General features: G+C 61.3%; 1 protein-coding gene and 1 pseudogene. One reads left to right on the plus strand and one right to left on the minus strand.

Annotation, left to right across the window (positions count from 1 at the left end; all coding sequences use genetic code 11):
• Nucleotides 1–295 (plus strand): FAD-linked oxidase C-terminal domain-containing protein (locus I5W_RS33745; RefSeq protein ID WP_044531388.1); only part of this gene is annotated, 295 nt, incomplete at its 5' end.
• A 223-nt stretch (nt 296–518) separates the two neighbouring features.
• Here I5W_RS33745 and I5W_RS25725 read toward each other — a convergent pair.
• Nucleotides 519–953 (minus strand): annotated as a pseudogene (locus tag I5W_RS25725) (EAL domain-containing protein); the annotation flags it as partial.

Genomic DNA, 953 nt, shown 5'->3' on the forward strand with positions numbered 1-953 from the left:
CACTCCCATCGAGGATTGGGGGATGTCCGGCGCACGCAACATCAATGTGCGTGCCGGAAATGTTGATGTGCATAGCGCCGGAGGAAACGACACCATCACCGTCTTCGGGCTTTGGCGCGCCAAGGTACGCGATGCGGGCGGCAACAATACGTTGGATGTGCGCGGATCGGGGCTGGGCGCCTTGAAGCGCGAGGAAATCCTGCGCTACAAGTCGCCGGTGGAATTGCGCCTGATGCGTGCCATCAAAGCGGCGCTCGATCCGCAGCAATTGATGAATCCGGGCAAGGTGCTCTGAATTCAGAGTTCAGAGTTCAGAGCTTTGACCTCTGACATCTGAACTCCTCGCATCCCAACAAAAAAGGGACGGACGCCAATACGAGCCGTCCGCCCCGACCTCCCCCTCAGGAGCCTGCCTGGAAGGCCCATTACACCGGCCTTCCGCTATGTCAGCATCTTTGCATCAAGCAGCGAGCCGCAATCCATGGAATAAGAGCCCTTGCCACGGCCAATTTACGGGATCAGGCCGCGCTCCTTTGCTGCTCGCGCATGGTCTGCAAGAACAAGTCGGGCGCCATCGGCCGTCCGCGCAGGTAGCCCTGCAGCGCGTGGCAGCCCGCCGCCGCCAGGAATTGCTGCTGCCCCTCGGTCTCCACGCCCTCGGCCACGATGCGCAGGCGTAACGCCCGCCCCAGCGCCACGATGGCCGAGACGATGGCGGCATCTTCGCTGCCCTCGCTCAAGTCGCGCACGAAACCACGGTCGATCTTCAATTCATGGGCCGGCAGACGCTTCAAGTACAGCAAGCTGGAATAGCCGGTGCCGAAGTCGTCGATGGCAATCTCCACGCCCAGGTCGGCAATCTTTTGCAGGTCTGCAAGCTGGGCTCGGTATCGTGCATGGCGGTGGATTCGGTCACTTCAAAGGTCAGGCAATGCGGCGGCAGTTGATGCTTG

The sequence above is a fragment of the Herbaspirillum sp. B65 genome, assembly GCF_000333555.1.
GTDB lineage: Bacteria > Pseudomonadota > Gammaproteobacteria > Burkholderiales > Burkholderiaceae_D > Herbaspirillum > Herbaspirillum rubrisubalbicans.